This window comes from Microbispora sp. H10670, from assembly GCF_014161385.1.
Lineage (GTDB): Bacteria > Actinomycetota > Actinomycetes > Streptosporangiales > Streptosporangiaceae > Microbispora > Microbispora triticiradicis.
In genome coordinates, this window is the sequence record NZ_JABBWW010000012.1 from 189,667 (window position 1) to 207,782 (window position 18,116).

An 18,116-nucleotide genomic window follows, 5' to 3' on the forward strand; every position below is an offset into this window, starting at 1 on the left:
CGCTCCCGCACCGCCCGGGAGGGCAAATGTCGGTCGGAATCTTTATGGTCTTTGCGTGGACGCGGTACAGGGCACGCTGGACGAGCTCGGCACTCCCCTGCGGGAGGTGACGTTCGTCGTCTTCGACCTGGAGACCACCGGCGGATCGGCCGCGGAGCACGCCATCACGGAGATCGGGGCGGTGAAGGTCCGCGGCGGCGAGGTGATCGGCGAGTTCGCCACGCTGGTCGACCCCGGCGGCCCGATCCCGCCGTTCATCTCCGTGCTCACCGGCATCACCGACGCGATGGTCATGGCCGCGCCGAGGTTTCCCGAGGTGCTGCCGAGCTTCCTGGAGTTCATCGCGGGGGCGGCGCTGGTGGCGCACAACGCGCCGTTCGACATGTCGTTCCTGAAGGCGGCCTGCCAGGCGGGCGGCTACCCGCCCCCGGCCAACCCCGTCGTGGACACGGCCGACCTCGCGCGCCGGGTGCTCACCCGCGACGAGACCCCCAACTGCAAGCTCGCCACCCTCGCGCGCGTCTTCCGCAGCTCCACCGAGCCCTGCCACCGGGCGCTGGCCGACGCCAAGGCCACGGTCGACGTGCTGCACGGCCTCATCGCCCGGGTCGGCTCGCTCGGCGTGCACACACTGGAGGAGCTGCGCGGCTTCGTGCGCGCCCCCACGCAGGAGCAGCAGCGCAAGCGGCACCTCGCCGACGGCGTGCCCGGCGCGCCGGGCGTGTACGTCTTCGAGGACGCCAGGGGCGAGGCGCTGTACATCGGCAAGAGCTCCAACCTGCGCAACCGGGTGCGCAGCTACTTCACCGCGAGCGAGACACGGTCGCGCATCCGCGAGATGGTCGGCATCGCCGAGCGGGTCAGGACCATCGTGTGCGCGACCGCGCTGGAGGCGGAGATCCGGGAACTGCGGATGATCGGGGCGACCAAGCCCCGCTACAACAGGAGGTCCCGCTTCCCGGAGCGGGTGGTCTGGCTGAAGCTGACGAACGAGCCGTTCCCGCGGCTCAGCGTCGTCCGGGAGGTGCGCGACGACGGGGCGGCCTACCTCGGGCCGTTCGGCAGCAGCCGCACGGCCGACGACGCGCGCACGGCCATGCACGAGGCGCTGCCGCTGCGCCAGTGCACCGAACGGCTGTCGGCCCGGGTGCGGCGGCCGGCCTGCGCGCTCGCGGAGATCGGCCGCTGCGGCGCGCCCTGTGAGGGACGGGAGAGCGAGGAGACCTACTCCCGGCACGCCGGCCGCGCCAGGCACGCCATGGAGCAGGACGCCGAGGTCGTCTTCTCCGCGATGGAGGCGCGCATGCGGCGCCTGGCGGCCGAGCAGCGGTACGAGGAGGCGGCCGTCGACCGCGACCGGCTCGCGGCCTACGTCCGGGCCGCGGCGCGCATGCAGCGCCTGCGCTCGCTGACCGGAATCCCCCAGATGGTCGCGGCCAGCCCCGCCTTCGGCGGCGGTTGGGACATCCACGTCATCCGGTACGGCAGGCTCGCCGCCGCCGGCGTCATGCCGCGGGGCGCCCACCCCACGCCGTACGTGGACGCGCTGGTCGCCACGGCGGAGACGGTGACGCCGGGCCCCGGCCCGACCCCCGCCGCCAGCGCCGAGGAGACCGAGTGCGTGCTGAGGTGGCTCGACTCCCCCGGGGTGCGCCTGGTCCAGGTCGACGGCGTCTGGAGCCTCCCGGCGTACGGCGCGGGGCGGCTGGTCGGTCGCATCGAGCGCGCCTACCTGCACCTGCGCGGCGACCGCCGCGAAGGCCGCCCGCTCCGGTGACCCCCGCCCCGCCCGCGTACACCGGTCCCGCCGTCGGCGCCGACCGGCACGCGATGCGGCCGAGCGCTTACCAATCGGTTCGAAAAGCGACCAAGTCCTGGTTCACCGCGATATCTGGTGATGCGTCAATTTCGACGACGGGGATTTCCGGAGAGCAGACGCGGGGTCATTTCTTCTGTTTTACTCGTCCGGGCGACAGCCACGCGAGAGAGGCCGTGTGAGCGGGGTGTGAGATGAAAAGGGGGGTCCCCGACTATGGCGAATGTACTCATTCGGGTCGAAGCCGACACCGGCGCGGAGACCAGGGCCCTGTACCGGGCCCTCAGGCATGACCCCGATCTGAGCCGGCTGGCGAAGCTGTCGGCCTGCGAAGGCGATCCTCCGGCGGCTGACGAGCTCGGACCCGGTCTCGACGCGATCCTGGCGGTCGTCGACGGCGCCGGTGCTCTCGGCGCGTTACTCGTCTCGATCGCCGCCTGGAGGGACGGCCGGTCGACGAAGTGGACGGTCTCCGTCGAGAGAGAGGGAGTGCGCGTCGAGCTGCAGGGCAGTTCGAGGGAAGAGCTGGAACGGGTCGTACGCGCGCTCGAGGGGCCCCGAGGTGGCGATACCTGATCCCGCCCAGTCCCGTCTGATTCTCATTGGATTCTCCTCATTTGTGGACTTCGCGCGAATTCCCGCCGCACCCACCAATTTACGTCGGCTGATGGCCATCTTCTGCGATGAGATGATTTGGGGAATCCCAGGCCGCAATGTCGCGGTCCTGGATGGAAAGCGCGGATTGAGCCGCAACGCCATACTGAGCCAGATCCACGAGGTGGCGAGCCAGGCCACCGACACCCTGGTCGTCTACTACGTCGGACACGGCTTTCTGGACGAGGACGACAACGACAACTTGCTGCTCGCCCTACCGGGAACGAAAAGACGGGAACACTTCACTGCGCTCCCGTACGAGGAGGTCCGCCGTGCGGTGCGCAGCGCCGGCTCGCGACGCAAGGTCGTCATCCTGGACTGCTGCTATTCCGGCCGCGCGCATTCGACCGCCTACCTCGACGGTTCGGAGGAGGACCGGGAACTCGCGCATCAGGCCCCCATCGAAGGTGCCTGTGTGCTCACGGCGACCTCCGACTACGCCAGGGCCCGGGCGAATCCCGGGGACCGCCACACGGCGTTCAGCGGGGCCCTGATCTCGGCTCTGGAGAACGGGATTCCCGGAGCGGGGCCGTACCTCGACGTGCGTTCCGTCTTCGCGACCGTCCGGCGAGAGATGCGCAGCCGCGGCCTGCCGCAGCCGCACCTCAGCACCCGGGACGACGGCGGCGCACTCGTTCTGGGGCGGAACCGCGCGTACCGGGGTTCCGTGGAGACGCCGCCGAAGAGCGCCGAGGCCCCGCCGTCGAGGGCGGAACCGGGATTCCGTCGATCCCGCCCGCGCTTCACGCGACGTGCGGCCGTCGTCACCGCCGCTCTCGTCGTCGTCCTGGCCGTCACCTTCCTCCCGGCGATGACGGCTCGCCTCTCGACCACCGGCGCGTGCCCGGCCGGTGAACGGGGAGGATCCGAGGTCTCGCGTACCGGCCGGCCGGGCAGGGCCACCCGGTTCCCCGAGTCCCGCATCAGTCTGCTCCACGACCTCACCGGACCGACGACGGTGATCGGGTTCGAACCTCCGAGAGGGGACCGCCCGAATCCGAGGACATATCTGTGGCAGCCCGATCGCCGGTGCTTCGCGGCTCCCGTGGGCTTCGGGAGCGACTACCTGGATGTCGCGGTCTCCCCCGACGGCAGGTGGATCGCGGGCGTCGACATGCGCACGGTGCCCGGCGCCGACGTGGTCGTCATGGATCGAGCAGGCGCGAATAAGAAGGTCATCGACGTACCGGGCACCGTATTCGCCACAAATTTGCAATGGAACAGGACGAGCACGACATTGCTCTTCACGGAGGCTCCGGTCGACGCGAGAGGTAAGTACAACTATCCGCGCGGGGCGGACGCAGTAATGGTCAGTCTGCCCGCCTTGAAGCCCACGGTTCTCGCTCTGGGCGCCACCGCTCCCTACCAGTGGGGACCAGACGGCAGCGTAGCCGGCAACTTCGGGCAGGAAGATCCGCTCGACGTCCGGTTCTTCAGCGTCACGGGCCGGAAGGAACGGGCGTTCGAACGGGTCGGACTGCTCGGGCAGTACGGAATGGGAGCATTCTCGCCATCGGAAGAACGAATGGTGACCCACTGTCCCCGAGGCCGCGATGACGACCAGGTGTGTGTCTGGGGCTCGCGGAAGGGAGAACTTCTCGGGGCGTATCCCGCGAGCCGCCTCTACGCTGATCGGCCGTACGGCAATGCCGGCTGGTACGACGAGAAATCCTTGCTCATGACCGCCTGGGACGCGAAGACGAAATGGTGGGCGGCGGCCACCCTGGACATCGCCGGCCCGGAGCCGGGCACAGTGGCCGGCCGCACGACCCCGCTCGGCCGGTTACCCGACGAGGAGGGCCACATCATCTTCGGATTCGCACCGGCCTGACCCACACCTCAGATCGATCACGACGAAAGGTGATCCCTTTGCGGATACGCGGGAGCGGTTCCTGGTCCGGTTGTGGCCGCGGGAGGCTCCGGCCTGACGCCGGGGACGGGGTGCTGCTACTCCAGCGACGGCTAGCCCAGGCTCAGGTCGTGCTGCTCGAGCGCACTCTGGATGATGTCGAGCGCTTTCGGCCCCATGCCGTGCAGCTTGGCCAGCTCGGCACGCGGCACCCCCGCAAGGTCACGCAGGGCCGTGTAACCGGCGTTGCCCAGGGCCCGCGTCGCCGGCGCACCGATCTTCGGCAGCGTGTCGAGAGAGGAGTCCACGCTCTTCATGATGCCGCGTCCGGCGCACGCCGCGGCCAGGGCGACATCGGAGCACCGGCCGGAAATAGAGGGCGCCGACGAGGGCACTAGTGTCGGGTGCGACAGCGAAGCCCCGACACAGCAGGAGAGGCCCGAATGGTCACCGCGATCGTCCACATCAAGGCGGATGTCGACCGGATTCCCGAGGTCGCCGAGGCCATCGCCGAGGTCGAGGGCGTCAGCGAGGTGTATTCGATCACCGGCGAGTTCGACCTGCTGGCGATGGTCAGGGTCGCCAGGTACGACGAGGTGGCCGAGGTCGTGCCGGGCCGCATCAACAAGGTGGCCGGCGTGCGGCACACCGAGACCCACATCGCCTTCCGGACCTACTCCCGCCACGACCTGGAGGCGGCCTTCTCGATCGGCCTCAGCGACGCCGACTGATCCGGCCGACCGACCCGCCCACGCGCCTCAGGCGGGGCGCAGGAGGCGGACGCGGACCTCGAAGCCGCCAGGCAGCGGGTGCTCGGCCACCGAGCCGCCGAACAGCGCCGCCCGCTCCCAGGTGCCGACGAGGCTGTCGCGGGGCAGCCCGTCGTCGTGGACGACGACCTCCAGGATGGCGGGCAGCCACCGCAGCGTGACCGTCGCCGTGCGGGCCGTGCCGTACCACAGGGCGTTGCCCAGCGCCTCCTCCACGATGCGGTACGCCGACAGCTCCAGCGTCGGCCCACCACCTCGCGTGCCGTTCTCCGTGAGGGAGACGGCGAGCCCGCTCGCCCGGAAGTCGTCCAGCAGGCCCGGCAGCTCGCCCAGCCCCGGCTGGGGCCCTCGTGACAGCCCGTCCATGCGGAGCAGGCCGATCATCCGCCGCAGATCGGAGAGGACCCGGCGGCCGGACTCCTCGGCGTCGCGGAACGTCTGCCGCGCCCGTTCCGGGTCCTTGTCCATGATCACCCGGCCGGCGCCCACCCCGAGGGTCATCACGCTCAGGTCGTGCGCCACCAGGTCGTGCAGTTCCGAGGCGATGCGCAGCCGCTCCCAGGCCGCGGCGTCATCCGGGCGGGGGTGGTCCTCCCCCGAGGCGGGGGCCGCGCCCTCCGCGCTCGTCTCCCGCCCCCGTCTCCCGGCCGTCCCGGGGACGGGACCGGCGCCGCCGGGCCGGAGACCGGCGGAACGTACGGGCACGAGAGAGGCCATTCTGCCGTGGGTGAGGGTGGCCCAGCGGCGGAGGGCTCGGGCAACGAACAGGCGCATCATGCCCGAACGGTACGGCTCAGGCGGAACCCGGCACGTCCCCATACAGGCGGACGCGTGGTCCCTCCAGCGGCGGAGGCGGCCGGAACCGGGCAGCCCCCGGCACGGAAGCGATCAGTCGATCATCCCGGGACGGCGGCCGGAACCGGGCGGCCGGCGGCCCGGAAACCGGAAGCCGGGCCGGCCGGGTCAGGCGCCGGAGGAGCGGAGCGCGCTGCTCAGCTCCACCCACCGCTCCAGGGTCTGCGCCGCCCTGCCCGAGTCGACCGCCTCCGCCGCCCGGGCGTACGCCGCGCGCAGATCGGCGACGAGGTCGTCGCCGGGGCCGTCGTAGGCGACCAGGCCGGCCGCCGCGTTGAGCAGCACGGCGTCCCGTACGGGCCCGGTCTTGCCGCGCAGCAGGTCGTGCACCGCCGCCGCGTTGAAATCCACGTCGCCGCCGCGCAGGTCGCCCGGCTCGGAGCGGGGGATGCCGAGGTCGGCCGGGTCGAAGACGGTCTGGGTCGCGGTGCCCTCCCGGACGACGAAGACCGTCGACGGCGCGGCCGTCGACAGTTCGTCGAGACCGTCGTCGCCCCGGAACACGAGCGCCGACACACCACGCTCGGCGAACACGCCGGCCATGACCGGCAGCATCCGGGCGTCGAAGACGCCGATCGCCTGGGCGGCGGGGCGCGCCGGGTTCGCCAGCGGCCCGACGAAGTTGAAGACCGTCGGCACGCCGATCTCCTTGCGCGGCGGGCCGGTGAAGCGCAGCGCGGAGTGGTAGAGGGGCGCGAAGCAGAAGGCGATGCCCGCCTCCACCGCCACCCTGGCGGTGGTCTCCGGCGCGAGGTCGAGCGCGACACCCAGGCGTTCCAGCACGTCGGCGGCCCCGCACAGCGAGGAGGCGGCGCGGTTGCCGTGCTTGACGACCCTCGCGCCGGCGGCGGCCGCGACGATCGCCGCCATCGTCGAGACGTTCACCGTGTGCGCCCGGTCGCCGCCGGTGCCGACGATGTCGAGCACCGGCCCCTCGACCGTGAGCGGGGTGGCCAGCTCGAACATGGTGCGGACGAGGCCGGTCACCTCGGCGACCGTCTCGCCCTTCGCCCGGAGCGCGACGGCGAAGGCGGCGATCTGCGCCGGGGTCGCCGCCCCCGACATGATCTCCCCCATGACCCAGGCCGTCTCGTCGGCCGTCAGGTTCTCACCCGCGAGCAGGGCGTGCAGCGTCGAGGGCCAAGTGGTGCGCGTGTCCATCGTGGGCTCCGCGATATGTCGGTGTCAGGTCGGAGAAGGTGCGGGGTGGAACTCCGGGCAGGACTCAGTGCGCCCGGGTGACGCTCAGGCGGCGCCGCATGAGGTCGGCGACGGCCTCCGCGAGCACGACGGGGTCGAGCGGGTGCGCGACCACCGCGTCGGCGCGGGACCAGTTGGCCAGCCAGCGGTCGTCCCTGCGGGCGATGAGCAGCAGGATCGGCGGGCAGTCGTGCACCTCGTCCTTGGCCTGGCGGCTGACTCCCATGCCGCCGGCCGGCACCGCCTCGCCGTCGAGCACGGCCACGTCGATCTCGCCGGAGTCGAGGTGCCTGAGCACGGCCGGCTGGGTCGCGCACTCGACGATCTCGACGAGGGGCACGTCAGCGGCCGGGCGCCGCCCGATGGCCAGCCGCACCTTCTCCCGGGTGCCTGCGTCGTCGCTGTAGACGAGAACCCTCATTACACGCTCACTGTCGAATCGCGGGGTATGGTCATCGTGATGCTACCGGCGCGGCTGCCAGGCTCGCAGCCCCGGGGCTCCTGCCATGACATGCCCGTTCCGATGGCGCGGACGGACCCTAGCGGGGGGTCGTGGGGCGACCCGACCTGGGGAGCCGCAATAATGCTGGGCGTGGCGACAGCATCCGCAATTACTACGACGACGAGACCGCACGGGTCCAACCGGCCGAACCTGGTCCAGGTTGGCACCATCGTGTGGTTGTCCTCTGAGCTCATGTTCTTCGCGGCGCTGTTCGCGATGTACTTCACCATCCGGTCGGTCAGCCTCGGACAGGGCACGCACTGGCCCGAGGCGCACCTCGAAGTCCCGTTCGCGACCTTCAACACGACCGTTCTGGTCCTGTCGAGTGTCACGTGCCAGCTGGGCGTGTGGGCTGTGGAAAGAGGCCAGGTCAAGAAGCTGCGTTTCTGGTATGTCGTAAGCTTCTTGATGGGCGCCTTCTTCGTGGGCGGTCAGCTTTACGAGTACGGGAACCTGGCGCGTGAGGGTCACGTCCTCTCGCACTCCCCGTACGACTCGGTGTTCTTCCTGACCACGGGCTTCCACGGTCTGCACGTGACGGGTGGTCTGATCGCGTTCCTGTTCATCCTGGGACGCACGTACGCCGCGAAGCGCTTGACGTATGAGCAGCAGACCAGCGCGATCGTCGTGTCCTACTACTGGCACTTCGTCGACGTGGTCTGGATCGGCCTTTTCGCGACCATCTACATCATCAAATGATCGGAACGGGGATTTCGGTGAACTCCATCACCGCCCGACGGCGCCATCCCCTCGCGCGAGTCGCCGTCGTGGCACTCGCGCTGGGCCTGCTCGGCGGCGGGTACGCGCTCGCCGCGCCGAACGGCAGCACCGCCGACGCCGCGATCGCGTCCGGCAAGGCCGACGACGCGGCGGAGGGCAAGAGCCTCTTCGTCGCGCACTGCGCGAGCTGTCACGGCCTGAACGCCGAGGGCACCAACAAGGCCCCGACGCTCATCGGCGTCGGCGCGGCCGCCGTGGACTTCCAGGTGAGCAGCGGCCGCATGCCGGCCGCCGACGCGGGCCCCCAGGCCCCGCGCAAGCCCAGGCCCGACTGGGCCACCGACCAGGCGATCGACCAGCTCTCGGCGTACGTCCAGTCCCTGGGCGGCGGCCCGACGCGGCCGACCGAGGAGCAGGTGAACCCCGCGCTGGGCGACCCCGCCAAGGGCGGTGAGCTGTTCCGGGCCAACTGCATCCAGTGCCACAACTTCGTCGGCGCGGGCGGCGCGCTCACCTACGGCAAGTACGCGCCGCCGCTGAACCCGGCGACGCCGACGCAGATCTACGAGGCGATGGTCACCGGCCCGCAGGCGATGCCGGTGTTCAACGACTCCACGATCACGCCGGAGCAGAAGCGTGACATGATCGCCTACATCACCCACGTCAGGTCGCAGGTCGACCCGGGCGGGTCGGGCCTGGGCCGCATCGGCCCCGTCACCGAGGGCCTCGTGGCGTGGGTCGTGGGTCTCAGCCTCCTGATCCTGGCCTCCATCTGGATCACCGCGAAGAAGCGACGGGCGCAGGCATGACAGAGCAGAACGAGTATCCCGAGAGCGGCCGGGTGCCGACGCGCGTCATCGGCACGCCGCCCCCCGACGCGCCCATCGAGGAGCACGACCCGATCCACGAGCCTGCGGGCGTCGAAGGCGTGATCCCGCAGGACCCGGTCAAGGTCCGCAAGGCGGAGCGCATGGTCGCGTTCCTCTTCCTGATCACCTTCCTGGCCGGCGCGGCCTTCATCGCCGCGTACGTGATCTTCCAGGTCGGCACGATCGACAAGACGGCCACGTCGAACTACGCGCTCGGCGGCACCCTGGCGCTGGCCCTGCTCTCGCTGGGCGCGGGCGTCACGGTCTGGGTGCGGCAGATCATGCCGAAGTACAACCTGGTCCAGGAGCGCCACCTGATGGCCTCCGACTCGGACACGCGCGAGTACGTCAAGGAGACCTTCCTCCAGGGCGCGGACGAGAGCGGCTTCGTCAAGCACCGGCTGCTGCGCCGCACGCTGCTGCTGGCCGCGGCGCCGCTCGGCCTCGCCCCGCTGGTGCTGCTGAAGGACCTCGGCCCGCTGCCGGGGACCTCGCTGCGGCACACCGTCTGGGGAGAGGCCATGAAGAACGGCAAGCCGCGCCGGCTCGTCGTCGAGGGCACCGGCCAGCCGATCCGCGCCGCCGACTTCAACTCGCCGGGCGGCATCCTCTCCGTGGTCCCCGAGGGCTACGAGGAGGACCTGAACGCGCTGGCCAAGGCGACGCTGATCCTGCTCAAGTTCCGCCCGGAGGAGATCAAGTCCGGCACGAACAAGAACTGGACCGTCGACGGCATCGTCGCCTACTCCAAGATCTGCACCCACGTGGGCTGCCCCGCCGCGCTGTACGAGCAGACGACGCACCACATCCTCTGCCCGTGCCACCAGTCGACCTTCGACGCGGCCGACGGTGCGAAGGTCATCTTCGGTCCCGCGGCCCGGCCGCTGCCGCAGCTGCCCCTCGGCATCGACGAGGAGGGGTACCTCGTCGCGAAGTCCGACTTCAAGGTCCCCGTCGGCCCCAGCTTCTGGGAGCGCGGCGACGCCGAAGCTGAAGTAAGAGAGAAGGCGTGATGAACGCTCCTCCGAAGGCCATCACGGGCCCGTCGACGTTCCTCGACGACCGGCTGGGCGCGGGGAACTTCCTCAAGCGCAACCTGCGCAAGGTCTTCCCCGACCACTGGTCGTTCCTTCTGGGGGAGATCGCGCTCTACTCGTTCGTCATCCTGCTGCTGACCGGCACGTTCCTGACGTTCTGGTTCAAGCCGAGCATGGGCGAGGTCAACTACCTGGGGAACTACGCCCCGCTGTACGACGTCCGCATGTCGGAGGCGTACGCCTCGTCCCTGCACATCAGCTTCGACATCCGCGGCGGCCTGCTGGTCCGGCAGATGCACCACTGGGCGGCGCTGCTGTTCGTCGCCGGCATGACGGCGCACGCGCTGCGCATCTTCTTCACCGGCGCCTACCGCAAGCCGCGTGAGCTCAACTGGCTCATCGGCGTCGGCCTGCTCACGCTGGCGCTGCTGGAGGGCCTCACCGGCTACTCCCTCCCCGACGACCTGCTCTCCGGCGCGGGTCTGCGGATCACCCAGGGCGTCGCGCAGTCGATCCCGATCGTCGGCACCTACATCTCGTTCTTCCTGTTCGGCGGGGAGTACCCGGGCCACGACGTCATCCCGCGGTTCTACACGATCCACATCCTGCTGATCCCGGGCATCCTGCTCGCGCTGATCTCGGCCCACATGATCCTGATGTGGGTGCAGAAGCACACGCAGATGCCGGGCAAGGCGCGGACCGAGAAGAACGTGGTGGGCGCGCCGTTCTACCCGGCCTTCATGGCCAAGTCGGGCGCGTTCTTCCTGTTCACGTTCGGGGTCATCGCCCTCCTCGGCACGTTCGCCCAGATCAACCCGATCTGGCTGTTCGGGCCGTACAACCCGGCGAACATCTCGGCCGGCTCCCAGCCCGACTGGTACATGGGCTTCCTGGAGGGCGCGCTCCGTCTCATGCCGGCGTGGGAGATCAACTTCCTCGACCACACCGTGACGTTCAGCGTGCTGATCCCGGCCCTGGTGCCGATGGGCATCATCATGACGGGCCTGGCGCTGTATCCGTTCCTGGAACAGTGGGTCACGGGCGACCGGCGCGAGCACCACGTGTGCGACCGGCCGCGCAACAACCCGCACCGCACCTCGATCGGCATCTCGGCCATCACGTTCTACGGCATCCTGTGGCTGCTCGGCGCCAACGACGAGATCTCGGCGAACTTCCACATCGACCTGTACACGACCACCTGGTTCGGACGGTTCGCCGTCTTCATCGGCCCGGCGATCGCGTACTGGATCACCTACCGGACCTGCATCGGCCTCCAGCGCAAGGACGCCGAGGTGCTGTCGCACGGCGTCGAGTCCGGGGTCATCAAGCGGATGCCGAACGGCCAGTACATCGAGGTCCACACGCCACCGGCGGAGGACATCGCCGAGCACATCCGCGGCAAGAAGGAGATCCCGGTCCTGACGGGCTCGGCGGACGGCGACGGCATCCCGCCCAAGGGCGCCCGCAGCGCGATCGGCCGGCTCCGGACCAGGATGAGCGAGGCGTACGGCACCGACCACGTCCCGCTGACCGACGGCCACCACGACGGCCACCACGAGGAGGAGCCCGCCGCCGTCGGCGCCGGCGAGCGCAAGGAACTCCACTGACGCACAACCTGACCGGCGCAGACTGACCGGCACACAGCGGCCCGGCAGGGGGAACCACTCCCCCGCCGGGCCGCTGTGTTTCCCGCTTCGCTCATCGGGGCGCTCAGATCCGCCGCCTCGTGCCGGAGGCGCGCCGGGAACGCAGCCCTCGTCGCGCTTGGTCGCTTCGCTCCCGCGCACTCCTCAGTCCAGACCGGCGGCGCGCCCCTCCGGCTCGCTCGGGGTTTCCCGCTTCGCTCAGAGCGGGTCGGAGAGGGCGGCGCGCAGGCGGCTGCGCTTGAGCCACGCCGGCCAGTCGTCCTGCCAGTAGCTCCACCCGTTGTCCGCGTCCAGCCTGCGCGGAGTCCCGGTCACGACGATGGGGTCGCCGACCAGGGTGTTGTTCTTGAACCACTTGGCGTTCTCCGGGCTGACGTTCACGCAGCCGTGGCTGACGTTGGAGTTGCCCTGGTCGCCGACGGACCAGGGAGCGCCGTGGACGTACTCGCCGGTGTTGGAGATCCGGACGCTGTTGTACACGGTCGTCTCGTAGTAACCGGCCTGGCCGGGACCCGCGTCCGGGGAGGTCATGACCGTGACGTCCTCCCTGGACATCGCCACGTGGATGCCGCTCGTGGTGTGGTGGCGGAAGACGTCGCCGCTGCCCGCGCTGATCGGCATGTCCTTGATCTGCCTGCCGTCCAGCTCGATCTTCATATGGTGCGTCTGCGTGTCGGCCACGCTGATCTGCGACCGGCCGATCTTGAAGTCGCGGGTGTAGTCCTGCTTGCCGTACATGCCGTCGCCGCCCCTGATCCCGGCGAGGCGGGCGGTCACCCGGACCTTCGTGTACGGCGGCCAGTAGTGCCGGGGGCGGAAGACGACGTTCTTGGCGTCCAGCCAGTGCCACGCGCCGTCGACGGGCTTGGACGCCTGCACGAAGAGGTTGCGCTCCACCGACACGCGGTCGGTGACGGGCTTGTCGAAGGTCAGGATGATCGGCATTCCGACGCCGACCGTGAGGCCGGTGTCCTCCTTGTTCGGCACCAGGGTGGTGACGGCGAACGTCTTGGCCGCCGGCTTGGTGGAGAAGCGCACGGTCCTGCTCCCCGGGCCGTCCGGTCCGGTGGCCGTCGCCTCGACGCTGTAGGACGTGCCAGGGGTCATGGGACGGGCGCTGCGCCACTGGGACCTGTCGGCACTGAACACGCCCTCCACGGGCCGCCCAGCGGCCTGTACGGCCACGTGGGTGAGGGTGCCGCCCGCCGCGCCGACGAGGATGGGCAGTTCCGGCGGCAGCTCGCCGGAGCCGTCCAGCGGGGTGACGCTGATCGGCGTTCCCGACCGGCGCTCCTCGCCCCCTCTCTCAGAGAGGGAACACCCGGCCACCACCACGAGAAGGGCCAGCGCCCCCGCACGAGCACGCACGTCCGTCTCCCTCAGGTCGCTTTCCGGGAGTTATTCCCGGGCCGCGTCCCGAGCGGGCAGGCACCGTACCGAAGGTCGGCAAAGAACGACGGCACCGAAGGCCGGCGAAAGCCGTTGCCGGGAGGAACGCGAACGGCCAGCCGGCGAGATCGCCGACCGGCCGCCGCCGGGTCAGGGGCTCAGTGCGAGAAGTTGCCCCGGTAGTACTGGAAGACGAATCCGATCATGCTCATGAGCGTGCAGAACACGCCGACGAAGAAGAGCCACATTCCGACGGCGAAGCCGAAGAACGTGAGCGCGGCCGACAGGCAGACGAACAGCGGCCACCAGCTGTGCGGGCTGTAGAAGCCGATCTCGCCCGCGCCGTCGCTGATCTCGGCCTCCTTGTTGTCCTCCGGCTGGTCGCCGATGCGCCGCGCGGTGAACAGCAGGTAGTAGCCGATCATCAGGGCCAGGCCGACGGAGATCGCCATGGCGGTCGTACCGGTCGGCTCCTTGGACCAGAACCAGTAGACCACGTCGGCCGCGGCGAAGAAGACGCCGCAGAGCAGGAACATCCAGCCCTGGATCTTCATCGGGACTCCTCCACGAGCTCGGGCTTGGCCGTGATGTGCGGGTACTTGAGGTCGAACGCCGGGCGCTCGGACCTGATCCGCGGCAGCGACAGGAAGTTGTGCCGCGGCGGCGGGCAGGAGGTCGCCCATTCGAGCGAGCCGCCGAAGCCCCAGGGGTCGTCCACGGTGACCTTGGGCGCGAAGCGCCAGGTCCGCCACACGTTGTAGAAGAACGGCAGCGTGGACGCGCCCAGCAGGAGCGCACCGGCCGAGGAGATCATGTTCAGGTCGGTGAAGCCGTCGACCGGCGAGTAGTCGGCGTACCGCCGCGGGAAGCCGATGACGCCCAGCCAGTGCTGCACCAGGAAGGTCAGGTGGAAGCCGAAGAACAGCATCCAGAAGTGGACCTTGCCGAGCTTGTCGTTGAGCATCTTGCCGGTGAACTTGGGCCACCAGAAGTAGAAGCCCGCGAACATCGCGAACACCACGGTGCCGAAGACCACGTAGTGGAAGTGGGCGACGACGAAGTAGGTGTCGCTGATGTGGAAGTCGAGCGGCGGCGAGGCCAGGATGACGCCGGTCAGGCCGCCGAACAGGAAGGTCACCAGGAAGCCGACGGCGAACAGCATCGGCGACTCGAACGACAGGTGTCCCCGCCACATCGTGCCGATCCAGTTGAAGAACTTCACCCCGGTCGGCACGGCGATGAGGAACGTCATGAACGAGAAGAACGGCAGCAGCACCTGGCCGGTGACGAACATGTGGTGCGCCCACACCGTGACCGACAGGCCCGCGATGGCGATGGTCGCGCCGACCAGGCCGATGTACCCGAAGATCGGCTTACGGCTGAAGACCGGAAGGATCTCCGTGATGATGCCGAAGAACGGCAGCGCGATGATGTAGACCTCGGGGTGGCCGAAGAACCAGAACAGGTGCTGCCACAGCATCGCCCCGCCGGTGGGCGAGTCGAAGATGTGCGCGCCGAGCTTGCGGTCGGCCTCCAGGGCGAGCAGCGCCGCCGCCAGCACCGGGAAGGCCAGTAGCACCAGGATGCTGGTCAGCAGGATGTTCCAGGTGAAGATCGGCATCCGGAACATCGTCATGCCGGGGGCCCGCATGGTGAGGATCGTGGTGATGAAGTTCACCGCGCCGAGGATCGTGCCGAGGCCGGACATCGCCAGGCCCATCACCCACAGGTCGCTGCCGAGGCCCGGCGAGGTCACCGCGTTCGACAGCGGCGCGTACGCCGTCCAGCCGAAGGAGGCGGACCCGCCCGGGGTGAAGAAGCCGAGGACGGCGATGGTGCTGCCGAAGAGGTAGAGCCAGTAGCTCACCATGTTGAGCCGCGGGAACGCCACGTCGGGGGCGCCGATCTGCAGCGGCATCAGCTCGTTGGCGAAGCCCGCGAACAGCGGCGTCGCGAACATCAGCAGCATGATCGTGCCGTGCATCGTGAAGAGCTGGTTGAACTGCTCCGACGACACGAACTGCAGCCCGGGCTGGGCGAGCTCGGCCCGCATCACCAGCGCCATGACGCCGCCGATGAGGAAGAACACGAACGACGTGATCAGGTAGAGGTGCCCGATCACCTTGTGGTCGGTCGAGGACAGCCACTTGGCGATGACCGTGCCCTTGGTGTTCGGCCGCGCGGCGACGCCGGCCGGTTCCTGGATGGCGGTCACTGCGCACTCCCCGCCTGGCTCTTGATGTACTGGTCGAACTCGGCCTGGGGAACGAGCTTCACGGAGAACAGCATCTTGCTGTGGTCGGTGCCGCAGAGCTCGGCGCATCGGCCGACGAAGACGCCCGGCTTGTCGAGCGTCGTGATCTGGAAGTGGTTCTCCACGTTGCCGGGGAAGACGTCCTGCTTGAACAGGAACGCCGGCACCCAGAACGAGTGGATGACGTCGGGCGAGTGCAGGTCGAACTGCACCTGGGTGTTGACCGGCAGCACGAGCTGCGGACCCTGGGGGTTCTCGACGCTCTGCTTGCTCAGGTCCACCGGCACGCCCGCGACCACGGCCTTCTGGCCCTGGTAGTCGGTCGTGAAGCGCCAGCTCCACTGGTAGCCCTCGACGGCCACCTTGACCGGGGCGGCCTTGGTGATCCGCGTGATCTCGGTCTCGTCACGGGCCGTGAAGTAGAAGAAGACCGCCACCATGATGACCGGGACCACCGTGTAGAGGATCTCGATCGGCAGGTTGTAACGCACCTGCGGAGGCAGCTCGTCGGGGCTGTTCTTCTTCTTGCGGTGGAACACGCACGCCCACAGGATCAGGCCCCAGACGACCACGCCGGTGGCGAGAGCCGCGATCCAGCTCCCGTTCCAGAGCGTCTGGACGATGCCGGCCTGCTTGGTGGCGCCTTCCGGCATGCCCCCACGAGACCACTGATCGATCGCCTGGCTGCTACACGCCGTCCCGGACGCCACCAGCAGCGCCAGGGCGGCGGCTCCGGGCAACCGGCGGCGTGCCCACGGTCGCCGTGTCGTACGGCGGGTCGGACTCACGGATCGCCTACCCCACAGATGAAGCCCAAGAGTTCCTCCCTTGGGCGGGTTTTCCAATTTGACCCAAAGGTGCGACCGGCTGTGGTGTTTCCGCCGGTCTGCCCTTTACTTGGTTGAGTTCACGCTGGGGGACACATTAGCGCGGACCGGCGCCGCCCCTCTGAGCAGCCCCCGTTAATGTCCTAACTGTGGCCTACCTCGACGCGGCGTCGACCGAACCTCTCCATCCCGCGGCCCGTGACGCCCTGCTGGCGGCGATCGACGCCGGATGGGCCGATCCCGCCCGCCTGTACGGCACGGCGCGCCGCGCCCAGATGTTACTGGAGCGCGCGCGGGCAGAGGTAGCCGAACTGATCGGCGCCCGCGCCGACGAGGTGTCGTTCACCTCCTCCGGGACGCAGGCCGTCCACCTCGGGGTCCTCGGCACACTGGCCGGCCGCCGCCGGGCCGGGCGCCGCCTGGTGGCGAGCGCGGTCGAGCACTCCAGCGTCCTGCACGCCGGTGAGGTCCACGAGCGCGACGGCGGCGAGGTGGAGATCGTGGGCGTCGGCCGTACGGGCCGGGTGGACGCGGAGGCGTTCGCCGAGGCCGTCGCGCGCCCCGGAACCGCCCTCGCGTGCCTGCAGACGGCCAACCACGAGGTCGGGACCCTCCAGCCGGTCGAGGACGCGGCGGAAGCGTGCCGGGAGGCCGGTGTGCCGCTGCTGGTCGACGCCGCCCAGTCGGCGGGCCGCCTGCCGGTCCCCGGAGGCTGGTCGGTGCTGACCGCGAGCGCCCACAAGTGGGGCGGCCCGGCGGGGGTGGGCGTGCTGGCGGTCCGCAAGGGCGTCCGCTGGCGTTCGCCGCTGCCCGAGGACGAACGGGAACGGCGGCGCGTGCCGGGGTTCGAGAACGTCCCCGCGATCGTGGCCGCCGCGGCGGCGCTGCGCGCGAGGTCGGCGGAGTCGGAGGCCGAGGGGCGGCGGCTGGCGGCCCTGACCGGCCGGATCCGCGCCGAGGTGCCCCGGCTGGTGCCCGACGTCGAGGTCGTCGGCGACCCGGACCTGCGCCTGCCGCACATCGTGACCTTCTCCTGCCTGTACGTCGAGGGCGAGGCGCTGCTGACCGAGCTCGACAAGGCCGGTTTCGCCGTCTCGTCAGGAAGTTCCTGCACGGCTAGTACGCTTCGTCCATCGCACGTCCTCGAAGCGATGGGCGTGCTTACACATGGGAATGTCCGGGTATCGCTGCCCCGTGGCGTGTCCGAGGACGACGTCGATCGGTTCCTCGCGGTGCTGCCGGGGATAGTGCGGCGGATCCGGTCGAGCTTGGGGGTGCGGTGATGTGGCGCAGACGGCCGGACGGCCGGGACACCCGGGCAGAGGAGCCGGAGGCACCGCCCCGGCCCGCGGAGGTCCCCGCGCTGACGGTCGACGCGCTGGGCCGCAAGTGCCCGATCCCGATCATCATGCTCGCCGAACGGATCAACCAGGTGCCCATGGGCGCCGTGGTGGCCGTGCTGGCCGACGACCCCGCCGCCTTCACCGACGTACCGGCCTGGTGCCGGCTGAAGTCACACGAGCACGTGGCCAGCCACGAACTCCCCCAGGGCGGCTGGTCCATCCACGTCCGCCGCAACTACTAGGTCGTGTCTGACACTCCCTAGTGCCATACGCCTGAAATTCGTCGGATAAATACTTATCCTGATGTGTATGGGGCATCCGGGTCCGTCTGCAATACCCATCGAGTTGACCGATGCTGAGCGGTCCTGGCTGCATGGCCTGACGG

At 69.7% G+C, this 18,116-nt stretch carries 18 protein-coding genes; 10 read left to right on the forward strand and 8 right to left on the reverse strand.

What is annotated here, in order from left to right:
- The first annotated feature begins 55 nt into the window (after nt 1-55).
- From HHX33_RS19105 to HHX33_RS19115, 3 genes are all read left to right on the forward strand, one after another.
- On the forward strand, nt 56-1,777 hold the full coding sequence (locus HHX33_RS19105) for a DEDD exonuclease domain-containing protein (protein ID WP_182875782.1): 1,722 nt from the start codon (nt 56-58) through the stop codon (nt 1,775-1,777).
- 255 nt (nt 1,778-2,032) lie between these two features.
- On the forward strand, nt 2,033-2,392 hold the full coding sequence (locus HHX33_RS19110; RefSeq protein ID WP_138462855.1) for an effector-associated constant component EACC1: 360 nt from the start codon (nt 2,033-2,035) through the stop codon (nt 2,390-2,392).
- Nucleotides 2,379-4,301 (forward strand): caspase family protein, encoded by a 1,923-nt coding sequence (locus tag HHX33_RS19115; protein WP_182875783.1) that lies wholly within the window; start codon nt 2,379-2,381, stop codon nt 4,299-4,301. Before HHX33_RS19110 ends, HHX33_RS19115 begins: the two co-directional genes overlap by 14 nt.
- Before the next feature lie 131 nt (nt 4,302-4,432).
- On the opposite strand, the gene HHX33_RS19120 is transcribed toward HHX33_RS19115, so the two are convergent.
- Entirely contained in the window at nt 4,433-4,627 is a 195-nt protein-coding gene (locus HHX33_RS19120) for a helix-hairpin-helix domain-containing protein (RefSeq protein ID WP_182875784.1), read from the reverse strand.
- Between the two features lie 135 nt (nt 4,628-4,762).
- On the opposite strand from HHX33_RS19120, the gene HHX33_RS19125 reads away from it, so the two are divergent.
- On the forward strand, nt 4,763-5,050 hold the full coding sequence (locus HHX33_RS19125; protein WP_182875785.1) for an Lrp/AsnC family transcriptional regulator: 288 nt from the start codon (nt 4,763-4,765) through the stop codon (nt 5,048-5,050).
- Nucleotides 5,051-5,077: 27 nt separating this feature from the next.
- Here HHX33_RS19125 and HHX33_RS19130 read toward each other — a convergent pair whose 3' ends face one another.
- From HHX33_RS19130 to HHX33_RS19140, 3 genes are all read right to left on the reverse strand, one after another.
- Entirely contained in the window at nt 5,078-5,794 is a 717-nt protein-coding gene (locus HHX33_RS19130) for a sensor histidine kinase (protein ID WP_182875786.1), read from the reverse strand.
- A gap of 258 nt (nt 5,795-6,052) precedes the next feature.
- Complete coding sequence (gene trpD / locus HHX33_RS19135; protein ID WP_117409188.1) at nt 6,053-7,105, reverse strand: anthranilate phosphoribosyltransferase; 1,053 nt, start codon at nt 7,103-7,105, stop codon at nt 6,053-6,055.
- A gap of 64 nt (nt 7,106-7,169) precedes the next feature.
- A complete protein-coding gene (locus HHX33_RS19140; protein WP_117409187.1) occupies nt 7,170-7,565 on the reverse strand; it encodes a response regulator transcription factor in 396 nt (131 codons plus the stop codon).
- Between the two features lie 162 nt (nt 7,566-7,727).
- On the opposite strand from HHX33_RS19140, the gene HHX33_RS19145 reads away from it, so the two are divergent.
- From HHX33_RS19145 to HHX33_RS19160, 4 genes are read left to right on the forward strand one after another with little or no spacing between them, the layout of a single operon-like run.
- Nucleotides 7,728-8,345, forward strand: coding sequence for a cytochrome c oxidase subunit 3 (locus tag HHX33_RS19145; protein ID WP_117409186.1), 618 nt, complete (start codon nt 7,728-7,730; stop codon nt 8,343-8,345).
- Between the two features lie 17 nt (nt 8,346-8,362).
- The gene (locus HHX33_RS19150; protein WP_117409185.1) at nt 8,363-9,175 is read left to right on the forward strand and encodes a c-type cytochrome; all 813 of its coding nucleotides are present in this window, start codon (nt 8,363-8,365) and stop codon (nt 9,173-9,175) included.
- Entirely contained in the window at nt 9,172-10,248 is a 1,077-nt protein-coding gene (locus HHX33_RS19155) for a ubiquinol-cytochrome c reductase iron-sulfur subunit (RefSeq protein ID WP_182875787.1), read from the forward strand. The genes HHX33_RS19150 and HHX33_RS19155 overlap by 4 nt, the downstream gene beginning before the upstream one ends.
- On the forward strand, nt 10,248-11,879 hold the full coding sequence (locus HHX33_RS19160) for a cytochrome b (RefSeq protein WP_182875788.1): 1,632 nt from the start codon (nt 10,248-10,250) through the stop codon (nt 11,877-11,879). Before HHX33_RS19155 ends, HHX33_RS19160 begins: the two co-directional genes overlap by 1 nt.
- A 237-nt stretch (nt 11,880-12,116) precedes the next feature.
- Here the strand turns inward: HHX33_RS19160 and HHX33_RS19165 are convergent, their stop codons facing one another.
- The 4 genes from HHX33_RS19165 to coxB all read right to left on the reverse strand — a co-directional run bounded on the left by HHX33_RS19165 (nt 12,117) and on the right by coxB (nt 16,214).
- Nucleotides 12,117-13,286 (reverse strand): L,D-transpeptidase, encoded by a 1,170-nt coding sequence (locus HHX33_RS19165; RefSeq protein WP_182875789.1) that lies wholly within the window; start codon nt 13,284-13,286, stop codon nt 12,117-12,119.
- 179 nt (nt 13,287-13,465) lie between these two features.
- A complete protein-coding gene (locus HHX33_RS19170; protein ID WP_182875790.1) occupies nt 13,466-13,861 on the reverse strand; it encodes a cytochrome c oxidase subunit 4 in 396 nt (131 codons plus the stop codon).
- Entirely contained in the window at nt 13,858-15,522 is a 1,665-nt protein-coding gene (gene ctaD, locus HHX33_RS19175) for a cytochrome c oxidase subunit I (protein ID WP_310740632.1), read from the reverse strand. Before ctaD ends, HHX33_RS19170 begins: the two co-directional genes overlap by 4 nt.
- A complete protein-coding gene (coxB, locus tag HHX33_RS19180) occupies nt 15,519-16,214 on the reverse strand; it encodes a cytochrome c oxidase subunit II (RefSeq protein ID WP_244302412.1) in 696 nt (231 codons plus the stop codon). The genes ctaD and coxB overlap by 4 nt, the downstream gene beginning before the upstream one ends.
- Before the next feature lie 323 nt (nt 16,215-16,537).
- On the opposite strand from coxB, the gene HHX33_RS19185 reads away from it, so the two are divergent.
- Entirely contained in the window at nt 16,538-17,671 is a 1,134-nt protein-coding gene (locus tag HHX33_RS19185; RefSeq protein WP_182875792.1) for a cysteine desulfurase family protein, read from the forward strand.
- Nucleotides 17,671-17,973 carry a sulfurtransferase TusA family protein gene (locus tag HHX33_RS19190; RefSeq protein ID WP_117409177.1) on the forward strand — a complete coding sequence of 101 codons (303 nt, stop codon included), beginning with the start codon at nt 17,671-17,673 and terminating at the stop codon, nt 17,971-17,973. The genes HHX33_RS19185 and HHX33_RS19190 overlap by 1 nt, the downstream gene beginning before the upstream one ends.
- Nucleotides 17,974-18,116 lie beyond the last annotated feature (143 nt).